The sequence below is a fragment of the Pantoea sp. X-Soil-ISGK-421 genome (assembly GCF_059730785.1).
Genome location: NZ_AP035979.1, coordinates 3999803 through 4022879 on the forward strand (window position 1 = coordinate 3999803; position 23077 = coordinate 4022879).

20 protein-coding genes are annotated in these 23077 nt (G+C 53.8%); 12 read left to right on the top strand and 8 right to left on the bottom strand.

The window, feature by feature from the left end:
- Positions 1-2: 2 nt before the first annotated feature.
- Positions 3-647: an oligosaccharide flippase family protein gene (locus AC6I8K_RS18565; protein ID WP_497827196.1), complete on the top strand. Its 645-nt coding sequence runs from the start codon at positions 3-5 to the stop codon at positions 645-647.
- An 81-nt stretch (positions 648-728) separates the two neighbouring features.
- Here AC6I8K_RS18565 and AC6I8K_RS18570 read toward each other — a convergent pair whose 3' ends face one another.
- On the bottom strand, positions 729-1421 hold the full coding sequence (locus AC6I8K_RS18570; protein ID WP_064741543.1) for a response regulator transcription factor: 693 nt from the start codon (positions 1419-1421) through the stop codon (positions 729-731).
- Between the two features lie 291 nt (positions 1422-1712).
- Between AC6I8K_RS18570 and AC6I8K_RS18575 the strand changes: the two genes are divergently transcribed.
- Entirely contained in the window at positions 1713-2330 is a 618-nt protein-coding gene (locus tag AC6I8K_RS18575) for a trimeric intracellular cation channel family protein (protein ID WP_497827197.1), read from the top strand.
- Here the strand turns inward: AC6I8K_RS18575 and ligB are convergent.
- Positions 2271-4013 (bottom strand): NAD-dependent DNA ligase LigB, encoded by a 1743-nt coding sequence (gene ligB, locus AC6I8K_RS18580; protein ID WP_497827198.1) that lies wholly within the window; start codon positions 4011-4013, stop codon positions 2271-2273. The two genes, AC6I8K_RS18575 and ligB, sit on opposite strands and share 60 nt — an antisense overlap.
- Positions 4014-4253: 240 nt before the next feature.
- On the opposite strand from ligB, the gene gmk reads away from it, so the two are divergent.
- The 5 genes from gmk to recG are packed head-to-tail and all read left to right on the top strand — an operon-like array spanning position 4254 to position 10116.
- Complete coding sequence (gene gmk, locus AC6I8K_RS18585) at positions 4254-4877, top strand: guanylate kinase (protein WP_064741546.1); 624 nt, start codon at positions 4254-4256, stop codon at positions 4875-4877.
- Positions 4878-4934: 57 nt separating this feature from the next.
- Positions 4935-5210, top strand: a complete 276-nt coding sequence (gene rpoZ, locus AC6I8K_RS18590; protein WP_007885265.1) for a DNA-directed RNA polymerase subunit omega — start codon at positions 4935-4937, stop codon at positions 5208-5210.
- Between the two features lie 20 nt (positions 5211-5230).
- Positions 5231-7342: a bifunctional GTP diphosphokinase/guanosine-3',5'-bis pyrophosphate 3'-pyrophosphohydrolase gene (gene spoT, locus AC6I8K_RS18595; RefSeq protein ID WP_497827199.1), complete on the top strand. Its 2112-nt coding sequence runs from the start codon at positions 5231-5233 to the stop codon at positions 7340-7342.
- A gap of 3 nt (positions 7343-7345) precedes the next feature.
- Complete coding sequence (gene trmH / locus AC6I8K_RS18600; protein WP_483816468.1) at positions 7346-8041, top strand: tRNA (guanosine(18)-2'-O)-methyltransferase TrmH; 696 nt, start codon at positions 7346-7348, stop codon at positions 8039-8041.
- A complete protein-coding gene (gene recG, locus AC6I8K_RS18605) occupies positions 8038-10116 on the top strand; it encodes an ATP-dependent DNA helicase RecG (RefSeq protein ID WP_497827200.1) in 2079 nt (692 codons plus the stop codon). The genes trmH and recG overlap by 4 nt, the downstream gene beginning before the upstream one ends.
- Here recG and AC6I8K_RS18610 read toward each other — a convergent pair.
- Positions 10113-10598: a MarR family winged helix-turn-helix transcriptional regulator gene (locus AC6I8K_RS18610; protein WP_497827201.1), complete on the bottom strand. Its 486-nt coding sequence runs from the start codon at positions 10596-10598 to the stop codon at positions 10113-10115. The two genes, recG and AC6I8K_RS18610, sit on opposite strands and share 4 nt — an antisense overlap.
- A 70-nt stretch (positions 10599-10668) precedes the next feature.
- Between AC6I8K_RS18610 and AC6I8K_RS18615 the strand changes: the two genes are divergently transcribed.
- The 3 genes from AC6I8K_RS18615 to AC6I8K_RS18625 all read left to right on the top strand — a co-directional run bounded on the left by AC6I8K_RS18615 (position 10669) and on the right by AC6I8K_RS18625 (position 14881).
- Positions 10669-11604, top strand: coding sequence for a quinone oxidoreductase family protein (locus AC6I8K_RS18615; protein WP_497827202.1), 936 nt, complete (start codon positions 10669-10671; stop codon positions 11602-11604).
- A gap of 92 nt (positions 11605-11696) precedes the next feature.
- Positions 11697-13082, top strand: coding sequence for a nucleobase:cation symporter-2 family protein (locus AC6I8K_RS18620; RefSeq protein WP_064741552.1), 1386 nt, complete (start codon positions 11697-11699; stop codon positions 13080-13082).
- Positions 13083-13204: 122 nt separating this feature from the next.
- Positions 13205-14881 (top strand): AsmA family protein, encoded by a 1677-nt coding sequence (locus AC6I8K_RS18625; protein ID WP_483816473.1) that lies wholly within the window; start codon positions 13205-13207, stop codon positions 14879-14881.
- Between the two features lie 114 nt (positions 14882-14995).
- Here AC6I8K_RS18625 and fabY read toward each other — a convergent pair whose 3' ends face one another.
- The 5 genes from fabY to typA all read right to left on the bottom strand — a co-directional run bounded on the left by fabY (position 14996) and on the right by typA (position 19911).
- On the bottom strand, positions 14996-15943 hold the full coding sequence (gene fabY, locus AC6I8K_RS18630; RefSeq protein WP_483816474.1) for a fatty acid biosynthesis protein FabY: 948 nt from the start codon (positions 15941-15943) through the stop codon (positions 14996-14998).
- Positions 15944-16002: 59 nt separating this feature from the next.
- Entirely contained in the window at positions 16003-16440 is a 438-nt protein-coding gene (gene dtd, locus AC6I8K_RS18635) for a D-aminoacyl-tRNA deacylase (protein WP_483816475.1), read from the bottom strand.
- Positions 16437-17306, bottom strand: coding sequence for a virulence factor BrkB family protein (locus AC6I8K_RS18640; RefSeq protein WP_483817933.1), 870 nt, complete (start codon positions 17304-17306; stop codon positions 16437-16439). Before AC6I8K_RS18640 ends, dtd begins: the two co-directional genes overlap by 4 nt.
- Positions 17307-17309: 3 nt before the next feature.
- A complete protein-coding gene (gene yihX / locus AC6I8K_RS18645) occupies positions 17310-17906 on the bottom strand; it encodes a glucose-1-phosphatase (RefSeq protein WP_064741557.1) in 597 nt (198 codons plus the stop codon).
- 184 nt (positions 17907-18090) lie between these two features.
- A complete protein-coding gene (gene typA / locus AC6I8K_RS18650) occupies positions 18091-19911 on the bottom strand; it encodes a ribosome-dependent GTPase TypA (protein ID WP_007885247.1) in 1821 nt (606 codons plus the stop codon).
- 439 nt (positions 19912-20350) lie between these two features.
- Here typA and glnA point away from each other — a divergent pair, with 439 nt between their 5' ends.
- A complete protein-coding gene (gene glnA, locus AC6I8K_RS18655; protein ID WP_007885243.1) occupies positions 20351-21760 on the top strand; it encodes a glutamate--ammonia ligase in 1410 nt (469 codons plus the stop codon).
- Positions 21761-22020: 260 nt separating this feature from the next.
- Complete coding sequence (glnL, locus tag AC6I8K_RS18660; RefSeq protein ID WP_483816476.1) at positions 22021-23070, top strand: nitrogen regulation protein NR(II); 1050 nt, start codon at positions 22021-22023, stop codon at positions 23068-23070.
- Positions 23071-23077: the final 7 nt, after the last annotated feature.

Consider the following 23077-nt stretch of genomic DNA (forward strand, 5'->3'; position numbering starts at 1 on the left):
GTATGGCGATAAAAGAAAAAAATCTGACCCATTCAAAATGGTCATTTTTGTCATCGATTAAAATCGTCGGCATTGGTGTTTTACAACTTTCTCTTCTGGCGCAAATACTTCAGGCTAATGAGCTTAATTTACTCGCCATTGCTATTGTGATGTTATTGATCATTGACACACTTGCCGATCGCGGATTTGGCAATGCGATTATCAGAAATAAAAACCTTAATAATAGCGATCTATCAATTCTATATTGGGGAAATGTATTAATTGGGCTGGCAATCTTTTCCGCATTATTTATTGGCAGTGATATTTCAAGCCGAGTAATGGAACAACCCGAAATGGCAGTAATGCTGGAAATGATTTCAGTTATATTCATCATCATTCCGCAGGGACAACATTATCGCGCCATATTACAGCGGGAAAACCAATTTTCGCGCATCGCTTTTGCAGAAGCTTCTTCTGTGCTGGTGGGATTAGGCATCACACTCTTTACCGTGTGGCTGACACCTTCAGTGCTATGCGCTATCTGGGGTTACCTTGCCATGGTATCCATTAGAATGCTGATCTACTGCTATTACGGTCGTTCCTGGTTTCAGCCAGAATACCGTTTTAGCCTGAAAAGTTTCGCTAACGTGCGAGCAAGAAACGGATAATAAAAACAAGTCTGTATGGTGGGCTCTGGGCATCTGAAAAGATGCGTTCGCGTGCTGGTCGCCAGCACGCTTTTTTCTTTTTTAGGCTTCCAGCAACTCTTCCAGAGAGTTAACGTTGAGTTCACTTAACTTGCCGTTACGCTGCAAACGCAGCCAGCTGACCAGCATGCGTAACTCATCAATTACCATAAAGAGATCGGCCATATCATTCTTGCTTTTGATCTGCAGCCGCGCCAGCGCATTGAGCTTGTGTGCATTCACCGTTTTATGACTGATACCCAAGCGAACACCTATTTGCTCCGTGCTGTAACCCCACGCCATCATCAGTAACACCCGTAACTGACGATCAGGAAGCAAAATATCAGCGCCTTCTAATAACTGAATCTGCGCATGGGTGTTGATACAGGTGAGTAAACGACTGGTAATCCTCTGGCATGAGGATTTTAAGTCCAGAATACTGAGCGAAGGCAGGTAGCGACTGAGCGCATGCATTAACGGCAACAAACGTCGTGTTAGCACCATGATCTGCATCGTAGGGAATTGTTGTTGCAAAGCGTAAAGCACCTTTAAGGTGCCCGCCAACGGCATATTTTCATGAAAGATACATACCAGCAGCCGTGGTTTGAGTTTTTCACACTGAGCTATCACGGTGCTGAGCGACCACAACTCATGTATCTGACTCACGGCAGGTAGCGTAGCCAAAATACTTTCCAGCCCTAGCGCCGCCAGTTTGTCAGAGGAAAAAAAGAGTATGTCTTCGTTACGAATTTTCATGCCTGTCCAATAGTTGCTTCGTCTAAAGCCAATGAGTGATAAGCCCGGTTGAGCAGGCAGTAATCACTTACGACACAAATAGGAATGAACTTAAGAAGAGAGGTTTTACGCTATTTCGCATCATTTATACTTATGCGAAATCCTTGTCAAAAGCTGATTTATCCCTCCGATTAAGCCTGTTAGCATGCACGCCATTAAAACGGCTAATCCGATGACGTTTTATTTAGAAAATCTCAGTGGTCTACACTCTGAAAAATCCTTAGCCTTGCCGCCAATCTGTTGGAGTGCTCAATGTTATTAACCGTTCTCTATATTATTGGTATTACTGCCGAAGCCATGACCGGCGCGCTGGCGGCGGGACGTCGTAAAATGGACCTGTTTGGCGTGATTATCATCGCCTCAGTGACCGCCATTGGCGGCGGTTCGGTGCGTGACATCTTGCTGGGCCATTACCCACTTAGCTGGGTCAAACATCCTGAATACATCATGATCGTGGCCGCCGCCGCGGTTGTGACTACTTTTGTTGCGCCGCTGATGACGCATCTGCGCAAAGTGTTTCTGGTGCTGGATGCGTTGGGTTTGGTGGTTTTCTCCATTATTGGTGCTCAGGTTGCGCTGGACAGCGGGCACGCCGCCATCATCGCCGCCATCGCCGCCGTGATCACCGGCGTTTTTGGCGGGGTGTTACGCGACATGTTCTGCAACCGCATTCCGCTGGTGTTCCAGAAAGAGCTGTACGCCGGTATCGCTTTCGCCTCGGGCTGGATGTATATCCTGCTGTTGAAAACGCCGCTGGCGCATGAAGCGGTGGTGATCATCACGCTACTGTTCGGCTTCTTCGCTCGCTTGCTAGCGCTGCGTTTCCGCCTCGGTTTGCCGATCTTCAACTATCCCCACCCTGAACATTGAGTCAGCAGCAGGAATATCCTGCTGTTGCAGAAAATGAATCAATTGCTGCAGGCTCGCATCCTGCAGCATCATCACAATCCGCTGTGCCAAAACGTTACCGATACCAGGCAACTGCTGCCAGCTTTCCGCCGTTCGCGCCATCAGCTGCGACCACTGCGTATCCGGGAGCGCCTGCAGTGCCGTGCGCGGTAACGGCAAGCCAAGCGCACTCACCCAGCGCCGCAGCGGCTGCTGTCGCGTCAGGTTAAAGCGGTGCCAGATGAGTTGGGCTCGTGCAGACGTAATGCCGTTGGCCTGCGCAATCTGATCTGGCGTCAGCGTCAGCCAGGAAAAGAGATGGCTGATAACGCTACTATCCAGAAGGCGCTGCCAGCTACTGCGCTGTACACCCGCAATATCGAGCACCGATTTCTGACTTAACCAGCTGAGGCGAGACAAAAACTGCGCCCGGCAATCGGCGCTAAAGTGCAGACAGGTTAAGCCGTGGAATTCACCATCCTGAGGCGATGGTGGATAATCGCGCTGCACCACGCGCCAAATCACCCGTTCCAGCCGGGGAATACCTAATCCCGCTAGCGTGAGCGTCACTTCATCACCCGCGATCACATCCAGTTCGCGCCAGCGTCGCAGTGAGCCAATATTGACCCGCCGTACCGTTTTGTCATCGAGTTGTACCGGAATCAGATTCAGTACGACGGCGATCTTGCCTGTGCGTCCTACATTGAAATCGACAGAGAGCACTTCGCTACTGACTTCCGCCGGCTGATATTTCCATGCCGCTGACCAATGGCCCTGACCGGGCTGCCAGTCGCGCCCTGCGCTGGCAGGTGATTGATGGATCACCACGCCATCGGTGACAAACGGCAGCGATTCACGGAACCAGCGATCGCGCCATATCGCAATCTCTTCTTCATTACTCACCTGACGACTCCAGCTCTGTGCGAGTCCAAAGCCCCATTGTGTTAGTTGTGTCAGACGATCGGACATCGACGCCGGACCATCCGGCCACGCCCAAATAAATATACCAAGTCGCTCAAGAAGCGGGCTGGTGTCGTGCCGCATCATCGCTCCGGCAACTTGGGCACGTGCATTTTTCCCCCCATCACGCGCCTGTTGATGATCGGTCATTTGTAGAAATAGCTCACCTTGCAGCACCACGTTTTCGCGCAGCGTATCAATAACTTGTGGAATGGCAGGAATATGCGGTGATTTGGCCAGCCACTCCTCACCACGCAAACCATCGCCCCGGCTGATTAATGACACCAACCGACCTTGCCGATACACCAACGTGACAGCGACGCCATCGACTTTGGGCTGTAACCACAGCGCAGATTTATCCTGCATCCAGTACGCCACTGCCAGCTTATCGCGCAGTTTGCGCACGCCGGTATGCGCCACCGGATGATGTGTACTGCCATCGGTGGTGAGTCGCGCATCGTAAGTCATCTGCGATGGGGTGAAACAGCGTTGCCACTGCTGTAATCGCTGTTGCAGGCTGTCGTAATCGGCATCGGTCACAAGATTGGTACCTTGCCGGTAATACGCGTCATCCCATTGCCGTAGCTGGGTTTGCAGCTGTTCGATTTCCTGCCCCGCGCGCACCGGCGACCAGTTCGGGCACAGCGCTTCGGCCCAGCAACCCATGCTGAATAAGCAACACAATAGACTCAGGCATCCTTTCATCTTCGCTCTCCTTTTTCGCTATTGGAAAGCGCAGCACAGGCATTTACCAGCCATGAAAATCGCGCGCTGGAAGCAGATTCCAGACATTAAATCGCTGTTGCAGTCTGCTACATCAGCCTCTGGCGCGGCTTCACAGAAAAAAGAATTGCCTCAGCCAAGCGGCAAACGCTGCGTGACATCCCCAAGCCGTGTATACTGTGCAGGAAATCGACTCCGCTCTTTACTCAATTCAAGATAACCATGGCTCAAGGCACGCTTTATATAATTTCCGCCCCCAGCGGCGCGGGTAAATCCAGCCTGATTCAGGCGCTGTTAAAGACACAACCGCTGTACGATACGCAGGTGTCTATTTCTCATACCACCCGTGGCGTGCGTCCCGGTGAAGCTCATGGTGAGCACTACTTTTTCGTCTCTAAGTCCGAATTCGAGACCATGATTGCAGCAGACGACTTCCTCGAGCATGCGGAAGTGTTTGGCAATTATTACGGTACGTCACGCGCTGCGATTGAGCAGGTGCTGGCGACCGGCGTTGACGTATTCCTGGATATCGACTGGCAAGGTGCGCAGCAAATTCGCAAGAAAATGCCTGCCGCGCGCAGCATCTTTGTATTGCCGCCTTCTACCGAAGAGTTGGATCGTCGCCTGCGTGGCCGCGGTCAGGACAGCGAAGAGGTGATTGCCCGTCGTATGCAACAGGCCGTGGCGGAAATGAGCCACTACGCCGAGTATGACTATTTAATTGTTAATGATGATTTCGATCTGGCGCTGTCAGATCTGAAAACCATTATCCGCGCAGAACGTCTGCGTATGGGTCGCCAAAAATCGCGACATGATGCTTTAATCAGCAAACTATTGGCAGTCTGAATTCACTTTCAGTATTATGCCCAGTCATTTCTTCATCATCTGTGGAGTAGCACACCTATGGCACGCGTAACCGTTCAGGACGCAGTAGAGAAAGTTGGTAACCGTTTTGACCTGGTGTTGGTCGCTGCACGTCGTGCACGTCAGATGCAGGTAGGCGGTAAAGATGCGCTGGTTCCAGAAGAGAACGATAAGCCAACCGTTATCGCCCTGCGCGAAATCGAAGAAGGTCTGATCACGACCCAGATTCTGGATGTCCGTGATCGTCAGGAACAGCATGAGCAGGAAGCCGCTGAGTTACAAGCCGTTACCGCTATCGCTGAAGGTCGTCGTTAACAGCACTTCGCAGGTCGCCCTTGTATCTGTTTGAAAGCCTCAATCAACTGATTGAAAAATACTTGCCTGAGGAGCAAATTAAGCGCCTCAAGCAAGCTTATCTAGTCGCGCGTGATGCCCACGAGGGTCAAACACGCTCCAGCGGCGAGCCTTACATCACCCATCCTGTTGCTGTCGCCTGCATTCTGGCCGAGATGAAACTCGACCATGAAACGCTAATGGCGGCGCTGCTGCATGACGTGATCGAAGATACGCCCGCCACTTACCAGGATATGGAACAGCTGTTTGGTAAAAGCGTTGCCGAACTGGTGGAAGGTGTATCCAAGCTCGATAAGCTGAAGTTCCGCGACAAGAAAGAAGCGCAGGCTGAAAACTTCCGCAAAATGATCATGGCAATGGTGCAGGATATCCGCGTCATCTTGATCAAACTGGCTGACCGCACGCACAACATGCGCACGCTCGGCGCATTACGTCCGGATAAAAAACGCCGTATCGCGCTGGAAACGCTGGAGATTTACAGTCCTCTGGCGCACCGCCTTGGTATTCATCACCTGAAAACAGAACTGGAAGAGCTCGGCTTTGAAGCGCTCTACCCCAACCGTTTCCGCGTGATTAAAGAGGTGGTGAAAGCGGCACGCGGTAACCGAAAAGAGATGATTCAGAAGATCCTCGCTGAAATCGATGGTCGCTTACAGGAAGCAGGAATTCCCTGCCGTGTAAGTGGACGCGAAAAACATCTCTATTCGATCTACCGCAAAATGCACCTGAAAGAGCAGCGTTTTCACTCGATCATGGATATCTACGCCTTCCGCGTCATCGTGAAAGATCTGGATACCTGTTATCGCGTGCTCGGACAGATGCACAGCTTGTACAAACCGCGTCCCGGACGCGTGAAAGATTACATCGCCATTCCCAAGGCCAACGGCTATCAATCGCTGCACACCTCAATGATTGGCCCGCATGGCGTGCCCGTTGAAGTGCAGATCCGTACCGAAGATATGGATCAGATGGCAGAAATGGGTGTGGCTGCACACTGGGCTTATAAAGAGACCGGTGAAATCAGCGGTACCACCGCACAAATTCGTGCCCAACGCTGGCTGCAAAGCTTACTTGAGCTGCAGCAAAGCGCCGGTAGCTCGTTTGAATTTATTGAAAGCGTGAAATCCGATCTCTTCCCGGATGAGATCTATGTGTTCACGCCGGAAGGCCGCATTGTCGAATTGCCGGCGGGCGCCACGCCAGTCGATTTCGCGTATGCGGTGCATACCGATATTGGTCATGCCTGTGTTGGCGCGCGTGTCGATCGTCAGCCTTATCCGCTGTCACAGTCGCTGACCAGCGGTCAAACCATTGAAATTATTACCGCACCGGGCGCACGTCCGAATGCTGCCTGGCTCAATTTTGTCGTCAGTTCTAAAGCACGCGCCAAAATTCGTCAGTTGCTGAAAAACCTTAAACGTGAAGACTCCGTCAACCTTGGCCGTCGTCTGTTGAGCCACGCGCTCGGCGGCAGCAAAAAGTTGGCAGAGATTCCGCTCGAGAATATTCAGCACGAACTTGAACGCATGAAGCTGACTGCCATCGATGATTTGCTGGCAGAAATTGGCTTGGGTAACGCCATGAGCGTGGTCGTGGCGAAGAACTTGCTGCAGTCTGGCAATGAAGCGCCGCAGAGCAACAGCAAACACAAAAAGCTGCCGATCAAAGGCGCAGATGGCGTGTTGATTACCTTTGCCAAATGCTGCCGCCCAATCCCTGGCGACCCGATTGTGGCGCACGTCAGTCCCGGTAAAGGTCTGGTGGTGCATCACGAATCCTGCCGTAACATTCGCGGCTATCAAAAAGAACCTGAAAAGTTCATGCCGGTAGAGTGGGATAAAGTGATTGATCAGGAATTTGTCGCTGAGATTAAAGTCGACATGTTCAATCATCAGGGCGCGCTGGCGAACCTGACTGCGGCAATCAACACCGCCGGTTCCAATATTCAGAGCCTGAATACTGAAGAGCGTGATGGTCGCGTGTATAGCGCCTTTATCCGCCTCACCGCGAACGATCGCGTCCATCTGGCGAATATTATGCGCAAAATCCGCGTAATGCCGGACGTGATCAAAGTTCACCGAAACCGTAATTAGTCCATGAACGCTCAACGCTTTGCCCGAATTCAGGAGATGCTGGCCTTGCGCCAGCACGATCTCACCGTCTGCATGGAACAGGTGCATAAACCGCATAACGTTTCTGCGGTGATCCGTACCGCCGATGCGGTGGGCATCCATGAAGTGCATGCTGTTTGGCCAAGCGTACGGATGCGTACCATGGTTTCCGCTTCTGCCGGCAGCAACAGTTGGGTAAAGGTCAAAACGCATCGTCATATCGCCGAAGCGGTCCGTCATCTGAAAGAGAGCGGCATGCAAGTGCTGGCGACTAATCTGTCGGCCAAAGCGGTTGATTTTCGCGAGATCGATTACACCAAACCAACCTGCATTTTGATGGGTCAGGAAAAAACCGGTATTACCGCTGAAGCACTGGCGCTGGCCGATCAGGACATCATTGTGCCGATGGTTGGCATGGTGCAGTCGCTCAATGTCTCGGTGGCTTCGGCGCTGATTCTGTACGAAGCACAACGCCAGCGGCAGAATGCCGGAATGTATCAGCGCACCTACAGCTTGCTGGATGAAGATGAGCAACAGCGTTTGCTGTTCGAAGGCGGTTATCCGGTGCTGGCGCGCGTCGCTAAGCAGAAAAACCTGCCTTATCCGCACATTAATGCCCGGGGCGAGGTGGAAGCCGACACCGAGTGGTGGGCCACCATGCAATCGACAGGTAGAAAATGAAAGGCCGTCTGCTGGATGCCATCCCGCTCAGTACCCTGACCGGCGTCGGCGCCAGTCAGGCGGGCAAGCTGGCCAAACTTGGCCTGTTTACCATTCAGGATTTACTGCTGCATCTGCCACTGCGCTACGAAGATCGCACCCAACTTTATAAAATTAATGACCTGCTGCCGGGCGTTTATGCCACGGTGGAAGGTGAAGTGCTGAGCAGCGAAATCACCTTTGGTCGCCGTCGCATGCTGGTGTGCCACATCAGCGATGGCAGCGGCATGCTGACCATGCGCTTCTTCAATTTCAATGCCGGGATGAAAAACAGCCTGTCGCCGGGCAGTCGCGTTACCGCCTATGGCGAGATTAAACGCGGTCAGCGCGGTGCTGAAATCATTCATCCCGAGTATCGCGTACAGGGCGAGCAAGGCGGCGTGGAGCTGCAGGAAACCCTGACGCCGGTTTATCCCACCACCGAAGGCATTCGCCAGGCGACATTGCGCAACCTCACCGATCAAGCGTTGACGCTGTTAGAGAGTTGCCCGATTGCCGAACTGCTGCCGTCCGAACTGAGCGGCGGGATGATTAGCCTGCCAGATGCACTGCGCACGCTGCATCGTCCGCCGCCGGATCTGCGTCTGAGTGAGCTGGAAACCGGCCGCCATCCGGCACAGAAACGCTTAATTCTGGAAGAGCTGCTGGCACATAACCTCAGCATGCTGGCGGTACGTGCCGGGGCGCAGCGCCATCATGCGCTGCCGATGACCGCTCGCCACGAACTGGTTGATCAACTGCTGGCGGCGCTGCCCTTTTCACCGACCGGTGCGCAAAACCGTGTGGTGGCAGAAATCGAAAAGGATCTGACCAACGATTTTCCGATGATGCGTTTGGTGCAGGGCGATGTGGGCTCCGGTAAAACGCTGGTGGCCGCGCTGGCCGCCTTGAACGTCATCGCGCACGGCAAACAGGTGGCGCTGATGGCACCGACCGAATTGCTGGCCGAGCAGCATGCCAACAACTTCCGCCAGTGGTTTGCGCCACTGGGAATTGAAGTGGGCTGGCTAGCGGGCAAGCAAAAAGGCAAAGCGCGCGAAGCACAGCAGGAAGCGATTGCCAGTGGCCAGGTCGCGATGGTGGTTGGCACGCATGCGCTATTCCAGGAGCAGGTGAAATTCAACGGTATGGCGCTGGTGATCATTGATGAGCAGCACCGCTTTGGCGTGCATCAACGCTTGGCACTGTGGGAAAAAGGCGAGGAGCAAGGTTTCCATCCACATCAGCTGATTATGACCGCGACGCCGATTCCGCGCACGTTGGCGATGACCGCTTACGCCGATCTGGATACCTCAACCATTGACGAATTACCGCCGGGACGCACGCCGGTGACCACGGTGGCGATTCCCGATAGCCGCCGCAGCGAGATCATTACGCGTGTGCAAAGCGCCTGCCATGAAGGGCGTCAGGCTTATTGGGTGTGTACGCTGATTGAAGAATCCGAAGTGCTGGAGGCGCAGGCGGCGGAAGCAACCTGGGAAGAGCTAAAAGTGGCGCTGCCAGATTTGCAGGTCGGCCTGGTGCACGGCCGCATGAAGCCTGCCGAAAAGCAGGCGGTGATGGCAGCGTTTAAAGCCAATGAAATCCAGTTGCTTATCGCCACCACGGTTATCGAAGTGGGCGTGGATGTGCCAAATGCCAGCCTGATGATTATCGAAAATCCGGAACGCCTTGGTTTAGCGCAGCTACATCAGCTGCGCGGTCGTGTTGGTCGTGGGGCCGTCGCCTCGCATTGCGTGCTTCTATACAAAGCGCCGCTCAGCAAAACCGCGCAAAAACGTTTGCAAGTCTTGCGCGACAGCAATGACGGCTTTGTCATTGCCCAGCACGATTTGGAGATTCGCGGCCCAGGTGAAATGCTCGGCACGCGTCAAACCGGCAACGCAGAGTTTAAAGTGGCTGATTTGCTGCGTGATCAAGGCATGATTCCCGAAGTTCAGCGCGTGGCGCGCCATATCCATCAGCACTATCCGGAACAAGCGCAGGCTCTTATTGAGCGCTGGCTGCCGGAAACCGAGCGCTACAGCAACGCTTAATCCGTCGTATTGGCCTTATCAATAGCCATAAAACCCCCGACAAACTTCTGTAGCAGACGCGCTAATTCAGCGCGTTCTTCATCCGGCCAGCTGGCAAACAGGTTTTGATAAATCTGCGCGCGCGCCGCATCGATTTTGTCGGTCATCGCTTTACCTGCCGCAGTAATTACCGCTTCATTCACCCGTTTATCTTTGCCATTTTTCTGGCGCTTCGCCAGCCCTAACTCCTCCAGCTTAGCCACCTGACGACTCACCGTGGTGTAATCGCGTCCGGCACGCTCTGCCAGTTCCACCACGCCAATCGGGCCGAAGCGCCCGATCTGAATCAGCAGCGGAAACAGCGCGCGATCAAGCTGAATATTCGACTCTTTAATCAATAATTCATCACGTTGCGGACGGTTAAATGTCCCCACAATCATCAGCAGCGCGTTGTGCAGATCATCGAATGATGCACTATTATGTGTATTTTGCACACTTTTCATTGACGTTATTCCGAGGTAAGCCTAATGTGTGCATATTACACATAGTTTACGTCTAACAGAAGGTGAAAGCATGAAAGCAGCGATAGTTTCTGCGGCAGGTGAACAGCCCGTTTACGGTGATTTCCCTGAACCGCAGGCCGATGAAAACCATGTGGTGGTCACGGTGAAAGCCGCCGCCATCAGCCAACTGGCAAAAGCACGCGCCGCCGGCACGCATTACAGCGCGGCCGCGCACTATCCCTTCATTACCGGCATTGATGGTACTGGCACGCTGAGCAACGGCGATCCGGTTTACTTCCTCGCCTTTACAGCGCCGTGGGGCAGCATGGCAGAAAGAACCTTAGTGCCTGCCGATAGCATCGTTCCGCTGCCGGCCACACTTGATCCGGTGCTGGCTGCCGCGCTGGCGAATCCAGGCATGTCCTCCTGGGCGGCATTAACCCGACGCGCCCAGCTGCGTCACGGTGAAACCGTGTTGATCAATGGCGCTACCGGCACGTCGGGCGGTTTGGCGGTACGTATCGCGCAGCATTTGGGCGCAGGCAAAATCATCGCCACCGGACGTAACCGCGCCGCGCTGGAGCAACTGCGCGCACAGGGCGCGGACATCACGCTCACGCTGGATGAATTACCGGGCGCGTTACCGGCGTTAATGAAAGAAGGCGTTGATGTGGTGCTGGATTATCTCTGGGGTCAGAGCGCGCTCGATATCATGCAGGCCGCAGTGGCAGGCGGTGAAAAGACGGTGCGCTTTGTACAAATCGGTTCGCTGAGCGGTCAGGAAATCACGCTGCACAGCAAGCTGCTGCGCTCCTCCGGATTGACGTTGATGGGCAGCGGCCTGGGAAGCGTCTCGGACAAGGAGCTGATTACCTGCATTGGCGAAATGTTGACAGCGGCCGCCGAGAGCGATTTTTCCATCGCCTTCCAGATGCGTCCATTAAGTGAAGTGGCGCAGGCGTGGCAGGAAGAGGATAGCCGCTGCCGCACGGTGTTTACGCTTTAGATCAACGGAAGTAAAAAGGGGCATTGCAAACGATTGCTTTCACAACGCAACCGTTTAAAATCGCCCCTTTGTTGTAATTGAGAACGTCCACCATGTCCGTCAACACCGCTGAAACTCGCCAGCCTGCCAGCGCTGCAAGCCCGAAAAGTGAACTGATTTACCGCCTCGAAGACCGTCCACCGCTGCCACAAACCTTGTTTGCTGCCTGTCAGCATTTGCTGGCGATGTTTGTCGCGGTGATTACGCCCGCATTGCTAATTTGCCAGGCGCTGGGTTTACCGGCGCAGGATACGCAGCACATCATCAGCATGTCATTGTTTGCCTCGGGCGTGGCATCCATTCTGCAAATCAAAACCTGGGGGCCGGTGGGTTCCGGCCTGTTGTCGATTCAGGGCACCAGCTTTAACTTCGTGACGCCGCTGATCATGGGCGGCATGGCGCTGAAGAATGGCGGCGTTGATGTGCCGACCATGATGGCGGCACTGTTTGGTACGCTGATGGTGGCGTCTTGTACCGAAATGGTGCTGTCACGCGTGCTGCACCTGGCACGCCGCATCATTACGCCGCTGGTTTCCGGCATTGTGGTGATGATTATTGGTCTGTCGCTGATTCAAGTCGGTTTGACCTCCATCGGCGGCGGCTTTGCCGCCATGAGCGATCACTCGTTTGGTGCACCGAAAAATTTGTTGCTGGCGGCTTCGGTATTGGTGGTGATTATCCTGCTTAATCGTCAGCGTAATGCCTATCTGCGCGTTGCTTCACTGGTGATCGCGATGGCGGTGGGTTATGCGTTGGCTTGGGCGCTGGATATGCTGCCTGCCACCAGTACGCCAGCCGATCAGCCACTGATTGCCGTGCCATCGCCGCTCTACTACGGCCTGGGCTTTGACTGGAACCTGCTGATCCCGCTGATGTTGGTGTTTATGGTGACCTCGCTGGAAACCATTGGCGACATCACCGCGACCTCTGATGTTTCCGAGCAGCCGGTCAGCGGCCCGCTGTATATGAAGCGTCTGAAAGGCGGCGTGCTGGCCAACGGCCTCAACTCCTTTGTTTCGGCGCTGTTCAACACTTTTCCGAACTCCTGTTTTGGCCAAAATAACGGCGTGATTCAGCTTACCGGCGTCGCCAGTCGCTATGTGGGTTTTGTCGTGGCGCTGATGCTGATCGTGCTGGGCCTGTTCCCGGCAGTGAGCGGATTTGTGCAGCACATTCCAGAACCGGTATTGGGCGGCGCGACCATTGTGATGTTCGGTACTATCGCCGCGTCTGGCGTGCGTATCGTTTCACGTGAACCGCTGAATCGTCGTGCCATCATGATTATCGCGCTGTCGCTGGCAGTAGGTTTGGGCGTTTCTCAGCAGCCGCTGATTCTACAATTTGCCCCGGACTGGCTGAAAACCCTGCTTTCATCTGGCATTGCGGCCGGTGGTATCACCGCCATCGTACTAAACCTGATCTTCCCGCAAGAAAAGTAATCTCGCAGGCAGGCTTCGGCCTGCCTGATATTTATCCGCATTTACATCCAGGCTGTTGAGCTGTAACGGTAATTCAGGCATAACAACCACTCACCGGATAAATATCGGGATGGATGAGTGCGATGAAATTTTTAGGCAAGTTTTTCCTTACTTTACTGCTGCTAATTCTGCTGGCGCTAGTAGTGCTGTATGTGTTGCTGCAAACACAATGGGGCGCAGGTTGGTTTAGCCGCTGGGTAAGCGATAAAACTGCCTGGCATCTCTCTCTCAGCAAGATTGAGCACGACTTTTCCTCCCCTTCGCACATCATTCTCGATGACTTCAGCTTTGGCCATGATGGTCAGCCCGCTGTATTGGTGGCGAAACGCGTTGATCTCGGTCTCGCGCTGGTTCAGTTTAGCGATCCTCTGCACTTCAACAGCATCGAAGTGCGCGACGGCGAAATCAATCTTGCCAATCAAGCGCCCAATACCACGCTGCCCATCCAGGCCAATCGCCTGCAGCTGAACAATGTGCGTATTGAGAATCCACAAAGCACTTTGCCGATGAGTGCTGAGCGCGTGAATGGCGGTCTTCTACCTTGGAAACCGCTGCCTAACGACGTACTGGGCAGCGATGCGCAATTCCAGATCAGTGCCGGAACCTTGACGCTGGATGGCGTACCGGGCAACAACGTGCTGTTACAGGGCAGCATTAAGCAACGTCGTCTGGTGCTGAGCAATATCGGTGCCGATCTGGCGCGCGGTTCGATGACCGGCAACGCCGAGCGTGATGCGCAGGGCAACTGGAAAATTGACCAACTGCGCCTGAACGATATCCGCCTGCAAACGCATCAAAACCTGAGCGACTTCCTTAATCCACTGCGCGATGTGCCTTCGGTGAGCATCAATCGTCTGGATATGACCGATGCGCGCCTGCAAGGGCCCGATTGGGCGGTAACCGATCTCGATTTAACGCTGAAGAACATTACCCTGCGCGGCGATAGCTGGGAAAGCGACGGCGGTTCTCTTTCCATGAACGCCGGGAATTTTATTAACGGCGGCTTTGAGCTTAACGATCCGATCGTCAATGCTGACCTCTCCGCGCAGGGCATTGCCCTCACCCAGTTCAGCTCGCGCTGGGTCAATGGCGTGGTGCGCGCCAGCGGTAACTGGTCGCGCAGCGACAAGCGGCTGACGCTGGATGAACTGGCGATCGCCGGGCTGGAATATACGCTGCCGCAAAATTGGCGCGATCGCTGGCAGCAAGCCCTGCCGGATTGGCTGGATAGCGTGCTGATCACGCGTGCCACCGCTAACCGCAACCTGATTATTGATATCAATCCAGCGTTCCCGTTCCAGATGACGTCACTGGATGGTAGCGCGGATAACCTGCTGCTGGCACGTCAACATCAATGGGGAATTTGGGCTGGGAAAGCCAGCTTTAACGCCGCCGAAGCTACCTTCAATCGTACCGATTTGCGTCATCCGTCGATTGCGCTGAATGCCAACGATCAGCAGATTCAGGTGACTGAAATGAGTGCCTTTAACGGCAGCGGTTTATTGGAAGGTACCGCGACGGTTGGACAGGATGTGCCACGTCCGCTAACGCTGAATCTGAAAGGACAGGCTGTGCCGGCAAACGTGCTGGGGAACTGGGGTTGGCCAACGCAGCTGAGCGGTAACAGTAATTTGCAGCTGCAGATGAAAGCGTCGCTGAACGCCAGCGCGCCGCTGCGCCCAAGCGTGGATGGCACGTTGTCGGTGACCACCGATACACAAGCCGTGCAGCAGACGATGCGTGGCGGTCAGTTGCAATAATTTAAAAACCAGGTCGCCATGAATGGCGACCCTACGTTTATAGAGCTGGATTTTCCTAGGGTGCGCATGCATGCGCACCTGGATAACCGGGCATTTTTGCGTAATTGAGCGGTATCAGTTGATACGCGCCCCGGAGCCGCCTTCTTCCAGTGAACCATCAGAATCGGCGGGCAGAACGATATACACCCCTTCGAAAACCGCGCCTAACTCTTCATCACCAAACAGCTCAACTTCCATCTGCACGCGCGCTTTACGGCCACGTGCCAGACGATCAAGATCGCCGCTGAGTGAGCCGAGATCGGCAATCGCGCCCGGACGGCCGCTGATGGGTTTGCTGTAGCGAATATGCGCATCTGCCAGAATGATAGTACCGCCGAGGTGACGCTCGCGCAGCAGCAGCCAAATCAAGCCCCAGCCAGTCAGCGTAGCGAGCGAGAACAGGCTGCCGGCGAATAAGGTGTGATGGGGATTCTGGTTGCCCGCTTCGGGCATGGTGGTAACGAATTTCTGCCCGGTATATTGCAGAATGCGCACGCCCATTTTTTCACTCAGCGGGATGTGTTCATACCAGGCTTGCTGCAGCTGGCCGCACCAGTCGGCGCGATGCAGAATATCGTCGAGCGTCACGACCGGTTTGATCATCAGGAAGTGGCGCACCGGCGTGGTTTGCGGTGCAGTGATTTCACCCTGATTGACGTAGCCTAGCTTGGCAAAGAATTCGACGGCGTCTTCACGCGCACTACAGGTGACGCGCTTTGCCCCTTCCTGACGTGCGACCGATTCCAGCGTCATCGCCACCAGCGTGCCAAGACCTTTGCCCTGCACGGAAGGATGGACCGCGAGGAAGCGAATTGCCGCTTCGTTTTCCGCGTTGATATACAGACGACCAATCGCCACCGGTTTGCCCTGCTCATCCACCACCATTTGATGATGTGCTAGCGCATCCCAGGCGTCGCGCTCAGAACCCTGCGGCTGACGCAGCGGCTTTCGTAACATTTCCCAGCGGAACTGGTAATACATATCCAGCTCTTCCGCCGTTTGCGGTACGCGAAGATGATACATAAAGTGATTCTCTCGTTCGGAGCTTGCGTGGCTAAGTCCTTGCCGCTCGGCTGAAAACCTCACACCTGTAACCAAAAGGTCACCGGACCATCGTTTACCAACGAAACCTGCATATTGGCGGCAAAGCGTCCGTTTGCTGTGGATACGCCCTGTGCCCGGCAACAATCGCTAAAGTATTCATAGAGGCGATCGGCTTCCGCCGGTTCAGCGCCGCCAGAAAAAGAGGGACGCATGCCTTTATTGGTATCCGCGGCGAGAGTGAATTGCGATACCACCAGCACGCTGCCGCCAGCCTGCTGCACATTGAGATTCATTTTGTCATTCTCATCCGCGAAGATGCGGTAGCCCAGAACACGCTCGGTTAAACGCTGCGCTTTTTGCTCGTCGTCGCCCTTTTCTACACCCAATAACACTAATAAACCGGCACCAATTTCACCCACTGTCGCGCCATCAACGCTGACACTGGCGCGGCTGACGCGCTGAATCAAAGCAATCATGTTTCCTCACGTTCTTTATCGCGTTCCTGCTGTTTTAACTGGCGATAGTCATCCAGGGTGACGGTGATTTCCGCGCCTAACAAAACAATACACCACGACCAGTACACCCAAAGGAACAGAATAGGGATAACCGCCAGAACGCCGTAAATTAACTGATACGAAGGGAACATCGTAACATAGAGCGCAAAGCCTTTTTTGCCCAGCTCGAACAGCAAGCCGGCAACGATAGCGCCGATCAGTGCATCGCGCGTGGGCACACGTCGCGTTGGCACAATGCTATACAGCAGCCAGAAAGCGAGAATGGAGAGGAACAGCGGGAAGATGCGCAGCAGATGATCAATCAAACTGGTGACGCCGGTGACATTCACCCAACGCAGCGACAACAGATAGGAGCTAAGGGCTAAGCTTGCGCCTGCCAGCAGCGGGCCGAGCGTTAAAATCATCCAGTAAACGGCAAACGAATAGACCAATGGCCGCGGCTTGTCACTGCGCCAGATGGCGTTTAACGCACTGTCTACCGAATGCATCAGCAGCAGCGCGGTGACGATCAATCCCACAATGCCGACCGCCGTCATCTTATTGACGTTGGCGACGAACTGATCGAGATAACGCTGAATCACATCGCCCGTCGCCGGGATGAAGTTGGTGAAAATGAAGTTTTTTAGCTGCACACTGATATCTGAGAACATCGGAAAGGCGGCAAACAGCGCAAAAACCACGGCAATCAGCGGCACCAACGCCAGCAATGAGACGTAGGCGAGATTACCCGCCTGCGTGGTCATGTTGTCATCATCAATGCGTCGCCACAGCAGTTTAACCCACAAATAAAAGGCATGCGCCGAGTGGCGCAGATGTCGTCGGTTCAGCACTCAGAGACGACCCTCGAACCAATCCGGCACAGTTTTCTCATCCACTACCAGCACGCTCTCAATGCCGAGCGCGCGTGCAGCGTCGATATTGGCCTGATTATCATCAAAGAATACCGCCTGATCGGCCTGGTAACCTTCATGCTGCAGCACATAGTTATAGATGCGGGCTTCCGGCTTACGCATGCCGATATCCTGCGACATATAAAGATGATCGGCCGCCTGCTGCACATCGGGGTATTGCGTTGGCCAGAACTCAAAGTGCAGCTGATTGGTATTAGACAGGATCACCACGCGCTCGCCATTGGCTCGCAGCTTGTTCATGATGGCCAGCGTTTCCGGACGCACGCCAACAAACACCGCCTGCCAGCCAGCAGTAAATTGCGGATAGCTCAGCGCGATATCCAGTTGGTCGCAGATGCGCGCCGCGAATTCGGGATCGCTGATTTCGCCACGTTCGTGTTTCTCAAAAGCCTCATCCATGCGGAAACTGCTTTGCAACGTTGCCAGCGGCACACGCCCCAAATCGCTCCAGACGCCGAGCACACGATTAAAATCGATATCAACAATCACATTGCCTAAATCAAAAATGTACAGCATGACGCCTCTCCTTTATGTTCCCTGGATCATTCACTTTAGCGGCAAAAGCGGCGTCTGAACAGGGACGAGGCGCGGGAAATCAGCAATCTGTAAGCGGGGCCGAACGACCGCAAGCGAGCGTTGTAGCGGATTACAGGCACAAAAAAGCCCCGCTGGTGCGGGGCTTAATATCAGACTGTTTCGCTTACTCTTTGCTGCCGCGAGAAGAACGTTTACGATCGTTCTCGGTCAGGTGACGTTTACGAATACGGACTGACAGCGGAGTCACTTCTACCAGTTCGTCGTCATCGATGAACTCGATAGCCTGTTCCAGCGTCATTTTCTGCGGTGGAACCAGAGTGGTCGCTTCATCAGTACCTGATGCACGCATGTTGGTCAGTTTCTTACCGGTCAGGCAGTTAACTGTCAGGTCGTTAGAACGGCTGTGAATACCGATGATCTGGCCTTCATACACTTCCGCACCGTGACCCAGGAACAGCTTACCGCGATCCTGCAGACCGAACAGAGCAAACGCTACCGCTTTACCCTGACCGTTAGAGATCAGTACGCCGTTCTGACGCTGGCCCACTTCGCCCGGACGAACGTCGTCGTAGTGGCTGAAGGTGGAGTACAGCAGACCAGTACCTGAGGTCATGGTCATGAATTCGTTACGGAAACCGATCAGACCACGGCTTGGGATCATGTAGTCGAGACGTACACGGCCTTTACCATCTGGATCCATGTTTTTCAGGTCGCCTTTACGCTCACCCATCGCTTGCATCACAGAACCCTGATGGGTTTCTTCGATGTCGAGGGTAACGTTTTCGAATGGCTCCTGCTTACGGCCTTCGAACTCACGGAAGATAACTTTCGGACGGGATACCGCCAGCTCGAAACCTTCACGACGCATGTTCTCGATCAGCACTGACAAGTGCAGCTCACCACGACCGGAAACGCGGAATGCATCCGAATCTTCAGTTTCTTCAACGCGCAGTGCAACGTTGTGTACCAGCTCTTTGTTCAAACGCTCCAGGATCTGGCGCGAGGTCACGAACTTACCTTCTTTACCGCAGAACGGTGAGGTGTTCACGTTGAAGAACATGGTTACGGTTGGTTCGTCGACGCTCAGGGCTGGCAGCGCTTCCACATTCTGCGTGTCGCAGATGGTGTCAGAGATGTTCAGCTCGCCCAAACCGGTGATCGCGATGATGTCGCCCGCTTCCGCCAGGGTGCTTTCGATACGCTCCAGACCAAGGTGGCCCAGCACTTTACCGACTTTACCGTTACGGGTTTTGCCTTCGCTATCAATGATAGTGACCTGCTGGTTCGGCTTAACGGTACCGCGTTTGATGCGGCCGATACCGATCACGCCCAGATAGTTGTTGTAGTCCAGCTGCGAGATCTGCATCTGCAGTGGAGCTTCAACTTCAACCTGAGGTGGAGAAACGTGGTCGACGATCGCCTGATACAGCGGGGTCATGTCGTCAGCCATGTCGGTATGTTCCAGACCCGCGATGCCATTCAGCGCCGAAGCGAAGATGATCGGGAAGTCCAGCTGCTCGTCAGTCGCATCCAGGTTAACGAACAGGTCAAATACCTGATCAACAACCCAATCAGGACGCGCGCCCGGACGGTCAACTTTGTTAATAACCACAATCGGCTTCAAACCATGAGCAAATGCTTTCTTGGTTACGAAGCGGGTTTGCGGCATAGGGCCATCCATCGCATCTACAACCAGCAGCACCGAATCCACCATGGACATGACGCGCTCCACTTCACCACCGAAGTCGGCGTGTCCTGGGGTATCAACGATGTTGATACGGTAGTCATTCCATTTGATGGCGGTGTTTTTTGCGAGGATGGTAATCCCACGCTCTTTCTCCAAATCGTTGGAGTCCATTACGCGCTCAGTCGCTTCGGTACGAGCATCAAAAGTACCGGACTGTTGTAGCAGCTTGTCAACCAGGGTGGTCTTACCATGGTCAACGTGCGCGATGATGGCGATGTTACGCAAATTTTCGATCACAGCTTTGCCTCAGGCATTATAGAAATAACGCGGTATTGTACACGGATTAAGCGGAAGACTGAACATGATCACAGATTTCGCCGAAAGTTTCTCGTAGCGCTGGTTTTTAGCACCATTTACGGTGCATTAATCTGCACTGCGATGGCAATTTGCACCAATATAGTGCTTATGTTCACCAGTGATGCACCATAACAATGCATGCAATCCATCCTGGTGCAGCCTTCGACTCACGAAAGAGCGCATTGTAGCGCCATTTTCGCCATTGTCATAAAGTTGGCACAGAATTCGCTTTATATATTTTAAGCGAAAACGACAGTTATAAAACGGTTGAAAGAGCTTGCCGAGATCTTTGGTTAGGAATGGTCAGCAGTCGAGACACATTCCCGGCAACGAAGTTCTCTCACCATGACGATAATGACCATTTCCAGGAGAGTTGAGTATGTCCGCTGAACACGTTCTCTCGATGATGAACGAGCATGAAGTTAAGTTTGTTGACCTGCGTTTTACCGATACTAAAGGTAAAGAACAGCACGTTACTATCCCTGCTCACCAGGTTAACGCTGACTTCTTCGAAGAAGGCAAAATGTTCGATGGCTCCTCCATCGGTGGCTGGAAAGGCATTAACGAATCAGACATGGTGCTGATGCCGGATGCAACCACTGCAGTCATGGATCCGTTCTTCGAAGACTCGACCCTGATCATCCGTTGCGACATCCTTGAGCCAGGCACTTTGCAGGGCTACGATCGTGACCCACGCTCCATTGCTAAACGTGCAGAAGAGTTCCTGCGTTCTTCAGGCATCGCGGATACCGTGCTGTTTGGACCAGAACCAGAGTTCTTCCTGTTCGATGACATCCGCTTCGGTTCTTCTACCTCAGGTTCACACGTTGCTATCGATGATATCGAAGCCGCATGGAACACCGGTAAAGAGTATGAAGGCGGAAACAAAGGTCACCGTCCAGGTCTGAAAGGCGGTTACTTCCCAGTGCCACCGGTTGACTCCGCGCAGGACATCCGTTCTGCCATGTGTCTGACCATGGAACAGATGGGTCTGGTGGTTGAAGCACATCACCACGAAGTCGCCACTGCTGGTCAGAACGAAGTGGCAACCCGCTTCAACACCATGACTAAAAAAGCTGACGAAATTCAGATCTACAAATACGTGGTGCACAACGTTGCTCACGCGTACGGCAAAACGGCAACCTTCATGCCTAAGCCAATGTTCGGCGATAACGGTTCTGGTATGCACTGCCACATGTCCCTGTCAAAAGGCGGCGTGAACCTGTTCTCTGGCGACAAGTACGGCGGCCTGTCTGAAACTGCTCTGTTCTACATCGGCGGTATCATCAAGCACGCTAAAGCGATCAACGCCCTCGCGAACCCAACCACCAACTCATACAAGCGTCTGGTTCCAGGCTACGAAGCCCCCGTTATGCTGGCTTACTCTGCCCGTAACCGTTCTGCTTCTATCCGTATTCCAGTGGTTGCTAGCCCGAAAGCACGTCGTATCGAAGCGCGCTTCCCGGATCCAGCGGCTAACCCATACCTGGCATTCACCGCGCTGCTGATGGCCGGTCTTGATGGTGTTATCAACAAGATCCACCCTGGCGATGCGATGGACAAAAACCTGTATGACCTGCCGCCGGAAGAAGAAGCTGAGATTCCAAAAGTTGCAGGTTCTCTGGAAGAAGCCCTGAACGCACTGAATGAAGACCGCGAGTTCCTGACCCGTGGCGGCGTGTTCACTGATGACGCGATCGATGCGTACATCGAACTGCGCAAGCCAGAAGTTGACCGCGTGCGTATGACTCCGCACCCGGTTGAGTTCGAACTGTATTACAGCGTTTAATCAGCATTAAAGATTCGCGGGTTTTCATCGCCGCAAGGCGGCAATCGAGACAATCCCGGAGAGCTGAGATAATTCAGTGACTCGGGTCAACGAGTGCAGCCAACGCAGCGGCGGTGTAAAAGACGCCGAAGATTTTATATTGCCGTGGAAACTTTAGCCCATCTCCGGATGGGCTTTTTTCTCCGCGCATACAGGGTACGAAGCACAGATTTCCGTCCTGAAAGGCTATAATGCACTAAATTAGTGCAGAGGAACGCTGTATGGCAACTGGCACGCTGCCCGACGCGGGGCAGATTCTCAACTCTCTGATCAACAGTATTTTGCTGGTCGATAACGATTTAGTTATCCATTACGCCAATCCGGCGGCGCAGCAATTACTGGCGCAAAGCTCACGTAAATTGTTCGGCACGCCATTACCGGAATTAACCGGCTATTTTTCGCTGAATATTGAGGTGATGAGCGAGAGTCTCGGAGCTGGCCAGGGCTTTACCGATAGCGAAGTCACGTTAGTGGTCGATGGCCGGGCGCACATTATGTCGCTGACGGCACAGCGCTTACCAGATGGCTTTATTCTGTTGGAAATGGCGCCGATGGATAATCAACGTCGTCTTAGCCAGGAACAAATTCAGCATGCTCAGCAGGTGGCTGCCCGCGATTTAGTCCGCGGTCTGGCGCATGAAATCAAAAATCCGCTGGGAGGATTACGGGGTGCCGCGCAACTGCTTACCCGCGCATTACCCGATCCTTCTCTGCATGAATATACGCGCATCATCATTGAGCAAGCCGACCGACTGCGTAATTTGGTCGATCGTCTGTTAGGTCCGCAGCAACCGGGTTTGCACGTGACGCAAAGCATTCATCAGGTGGCGGAACGCGTGGTGAATCTGGTGTCGATGGAGTTGCCGGAAAATGTTTCACTGGTGCGTGATTACGACCCAAGCCTGCCGGAAATGCCGCACGACCCCGACCAGATTGAACAGGTGCTGTTGAATGTGGTGCGTAATGCGCTGCAAGCCTTAGGCGATGCAGGCGGCACCATTGTGATTCGCACCCGAACTGCCTTCCAGCTCACGCTGCACGGCACGCGCTACCGTTTGGTCGCACGTATTGATATTGAAGACGACGGCCCAGGAATTCCGGCCCAGCTACAAGATACCCTGTTCTATCCGATGGTAAGCGGACGCGAAGGCGGTACCGGTTTAGGTCTGTCCATCGCCCGTAGCCTGATCGATCAGCATTCAGGAAAAATAGAATTTAACAGTTGGCCAGGTCATACCGAATTCTCGGTTTATCTGCCTATTCGCCAGTGAGGTTTCT